This window comes from Acidobacteriota bacterium (assembly GCA_022340665.1).
Lineage (GTDB): Bacteria > Acidobacteriota > Thermoanaerobaculia > Thermoanaerobaculales > Sulfomarinibacteraceae > Sulfomarinibacter.
This window is the reverse complement of sequence record JAJDNM010000093.1, coordinates 1-4,403: the sequence shown is the minus strand read 5'-3', so window position 1 is coordinate 4,403 and position 4,403 is coordinate 1. Positions and strand designations below refer to the sequence as shown.

At 61.8% G+C, this 4,403-nt stretch carries 3 protein-coding genes; 2 read left to right on the top strand and 1 reads right to left on the bottom strand.

Annotated elements, in window-relative coordinates:
• On the bottom strand, positions 1 to 1,421 hold a 1,421-nt coding region (locus tag LJE93_11205), incomplete at its 3' end, for a TonB-dependent receptor (GenBank protein MCG6949470.1).
• 612 nt (positions 1,422 to 2,033) lie between these two features.
• Between LJE93_11205 and LJE93_11200 the strand changes: the two genes are divergently transcribed.
• Positions 2,034 to 3,761 carry a VWA domain-containing protein gene (locus tag LJE93_11200; GenBank protein ID MCG6949469.1) on the top strand — a complete coding sequence of 576 codons (1,728 nt, stop codon included), beginning with the start codon at positions 2,034 to 2,036 and terminating at the stop codon, positions 3,759 to 3,761.
• Positions 3,761 to 4,403: hypothetical protein (locus tag LJE93_11195; GenBank protein ID MCG6949468.1), on the top strand; the 643-nt coding region annotated here is incomplete at its 3' end. The genes LJE93_11200 and LJE93_11195, both read left to right, overlap by 1 nt.

Here is a 4,403-nt window from a genome sequence, read left to right as displayed (position 1 = left end):
ATTTCGTGGTTCTGGCCGAGGAACCAGCTCAGAGCAACCCGGACCTGGTCGCGGGTGCGATCGTCCTTGAGCTGCTGGAACTGCGGGCCGCCGAAGAACGTGTCGCTGGCGCCGCCGGACCAGTCACCATCATCTGTCTGATCCTGGTAGGCAGTGACGTCGGTGTTGGGCACGTACTCCTGCTTGCTCTGGTGGTGGCCGTAGCTCGCCTCCAGCATCAGGCTCTGCCCGAGCACGCTGTTCCAGTTCACGCCCCAGTTCAGACCGCCCTCGTCTGTGTCGTAGAACTGGTCGGTCACGGCAAACGGGGAATCGACGAAGTTCGAGGTGCTGAAATCGTTGGTGATCGTTGTCGGGTCACCGAGCGCGGTGGCTGTGATCGAGTTGTTCTGATTCAGCTGCCACGTCAGCTTGCCCGAGTAGAAGCCCTTCTCGTAGGTGCGGATGAAATCGTTGGTCTGCAGGATCGTGTCGTCGATTCCATAAACGTCGTTGACGATGTTCTGATCGAAGTTGTTGGGGTTGTAACCGGCGAAGAACCACAGCTTGTCGGTGATGATCTTGCCGCCGATCGTGAAGCCGACGTCCCACTCGCTGTCGACCGTGCGCGAGTCGCCGCGGGTCTCGGGGACCTCCGCGTCCGCCCACATCGAGTCGTTGGAGAAGTATCCGAAGACGTCGCCGTGGAACTCGTTGCCGCCCGACTTGGTGATCATGTTGACCACGCCGCCCAGCGCGCCGCCGTACTCGGCCTCGTACCCGCCGACCTTGACCTGCATCTCCGAGATGAAGCTGGTCGAGATCTGGGTTCCGGCGCGGCCCTCGGCCACGTCGGTGGTGTCGAGCTGATCGACGACGTAGCGGTTCTCGAGCGCCGAGGCGCCCATGATGGAGGGGTTGCCGCCGAGCGCGTCGTTGGCGAGCCCCCCGCCGTCGACCGCGCCGGTCGCGAGGAACGTGATGTCGTTGAACTCACGACCGAGCGGCACGTCGTTGAGCAGCGTCTGGTTGAAATCGCTGCCGATGGCCGGCGAGGTGGTATCGATCACCGGCGACTCGGCGGTGACCATCACCTCTTCGGTGAAGGTGGAACTCATGTTCACGTCCAGGGTGATGGTCTGCTCGAGACCGACCCTGACGTTTTGTTGCTCATATCGTTGGTAGCCGCTGAGCGCGAAGACCGCCGTGTAGACTCCGGGCGGCACCAGCGGGAAACGAAACGTCCCGTTGGTGTCGGTGACAGTCGAACGGGTTCCCTGCATGGCTTCGGAATCGATCACCACCGTGACGCCCGGCAGCGCCACTCCGGCCGAGTCCTTCACCGTGCCCTGGATCCCGCCACGCGCCGACTGGGCCATCAGATTGCCCGCTGCCAGCAGGCAGACCAAGACGGTCGTGAGGATCTTCCAGTGCCTGTTCATACCTATTCCTCCTGTTGTCGGTTGGTGATTTTTGGAACCAATAAAAGGCCAGCTCGTACGCAGCGCGTTCAACTCCCCCTACGCGCCTTCTCTGACCTCCTTCCGATGGTGATACCGTTTCTGGCATATCATCAGATAAATCTCCATTCCTCCAAAATGGGACTACCTATCAGGTGAAATAAGGAAAGCAAGAATCCTGCCACCTTCTGACCCTCGCGCGTGCGCTCAAAAGACCGCCGTCGTACGACATTTCGGTTGGCTGTACGGTTTCTCGGATATCTCTGGGGTTGCAGTCCTGACGGTGAAATCGGCGGAAAGCCTACGCCGGACAGGCGAAATCCCGGCAGACGACCGATATGAGAGATCGTCGCGAAACTCGACGATTCCCGGGGCGTAAAACCTACGATGGGCGCCTTCCGGCGGGGCCGGTGCGGAAGAGCTGAGATCGTGACATCGCGCTGGGCGAAGGAGAGGTGGGGTATGTTCCGGAGAGGATCGCGTTGGAGCCATGACCCGGAGCGGCACGCAGAATTTCAGAGCGCGCGAACGATACATTCATACGCACGAGTGCTCCGGCATCGAGTGGCGAGAAAGCAGCCCGAGTGGAGGTTCATGGCGCTCGTCGTGTGCCTGATGCTGAGCCTCGGTAGTGCTCTCCCCTCATTCTCTCAGGACGAAAACCCGCCGGAGCGGACCTTCTTCGAGCCGATCGAGGTGTCTGTCGTCAACGTCGAGGTTCTGGTGACGGATACCAAAGGCCGGCCGTTCCCCGGCTTGACCTCTGAAGACTTCGAGGTCTTCGAGGACAACAGACCGATGGAGATCACCCACTTCTATGCGGCGCCGGGTGTGGTGCCGACTGGTACGGGAGCTCCTCCCGTGAGTCTCGCGGCCGAGGCAGATCAGGACCTCTACCTGACGATCGTGATGGTCGACAGCAATCTCTCACCTGCAAACCGCCGGAGCTCGCTCGAGGCTCTGGGTGCGCTTTTGCCCGGGCTCCCCGGAAATTCCTATGTGATGTTGGCGCGAAGCACCGACCACTTGCAGATTCTCCAGCCGTTCACCAACGACGGTGATCGGCTGCGCACGGCGCTCGAGCAGCTCGGAGAGGCGGGCAGCACCAGCTTGCGCACGGAAGAGGACCGTATTCGGCGCGAGATGCAGACCCTGGCGGAGCAGAACCCACCATCGGGCCACTCCGCTTTGCCGGACGACCGTCGTATGCGACCGCTGGAGATGCGGGATTTCGGCTCGACGTCTGCGCTCACTTACGTGCAACACGTCAAAGCCTTTGCAGCGGCGTCGATGGTTCAGACCGAAGAAACTCTCATCCAACTCCGCCGCTTGACCCGTTCTCTGGCCGGGCTGCACGGGCGAAAGGTAGTGCTCGTATTGAGTGATGGAATCGACGGCAGTCCTGGCGCCAATCTCTTTCACGAATGGGAACGTGTCTTCTCCTACGTTGCGAACGCCACCAGTATCAATCCCACCATCGAGGCCCAGAAATTCGACCTCAGCTCGTCGGTGAGCGAGCTGGCGAAGAACGCCAATGCCGACCGGGTCACCTTTTTCGCCGTGACATCTCCTGGGAGAAGTTCGGCATCTTCGTCCGGTGCGGATCGCGAAGGTGGCGTGACCATCGGCACCAGCATCGACACGAAAACCCAGCTGGAGGGTATTCGTGCCGATGTTCTGCTCGCCCGTGTGACCGGCGGTCGGGTGCTGGAGAATGGTCGTGGGCTGGACCGCGAGATGAACGAGCTCGCGGAAGAGTTTGCCAGTTACTACTCGCTCGGATATCGCCCGCCTCACGCCGGAGACGGGGACTACCACCGCATCAGGGTCGAGGTCGATCGGGAGAAGCTGGAGCTGCGGCATCGTGCAGGTTATGAAGATGTCGGCGGTGCGTCCCGGATAGCCGACCGGACGCTGACTGCCGCAATACTCGGTCTGACGGAAAACCCGCTCGGCGTGTCGCTCGAATGCCGGGATCAGGAGCCGCGCGAGGACGGCCTCTTTCTGGTGCCGATCGTCGTCCGTGTGCCGTTATCACAGCTTTCGCTGCTCCCGAGATCGGCTGAACACGAGGGAAGGGTCTCGGTGATCGTTGCGGTCAGGGATGCGGAGGGTGGTCTCGCGGAGATGGAGCGCAGGATTTACCCGGTGAAGATTCCGCACGACCAGTTCCTCTCCGCCCTCCAGCAGAATGCGGAGTTCATTCTGGGGTTGGCGATGCGTGAGGGTGCGCAGAGGGTCGCCGTCGGTGTGCGCGACGAGCTCGGCAACGTCGATTCGACCTTGACGGTCGACCTCAACGTCGGTGAGGTCAAACTGTGATGCGGACTGCGCTCGGCAGAAATTGCTGCCCCAGGGTCACGCGTGAGACAGCGGCATCGAGCTTTGGCTTGCGTCTTCTGATCGCCACCGCGGTCTGCGTCGCGGTGTCGTTCCCTGCCGAGCCCGAAATTGGCGGACGGACCACCGCGGTCCATCAAACCGACGCTTCGGACGCAGCCCCAGTGGTCCCGCAACACATCGTGACGTTGCTGGCGGCGGGACGATCGGGGGGCACCCTTGACGGAGAGGTGGCGTGGGCGGTCGTCCCCTTCGGAGAAAGTGCGCGCGGCGGGTGGCAGACGCAACTGGTGGCCCAGGTCGACCTTTCGAACCTGCTTCGCGCTCAGCCGAACGGCGAGCTCGAAATCGGGGTCTACGGATACATCTTCTCCGAGACTGGTGAGCTGGTAGCACCCATAAGCCGATCGATCACCGTTGAACCGACGCGGATCGATCGAGCCTCGGCCGTGCCGGATTTGTGTGTCGTCCATCGGGCGGATTTGCCGCCGGGAGCCTACTCGGCCCGGCTCGCTATCGAAGAAGGCTTTTCTGGGCAGCACTTTCTCGGGCTGGTCGATTTCGAGGTTCCAGCGGCGAGCCAGAATGGACCGATGCTTCTGCCGGTTTTGGTCGAAAGGTCCG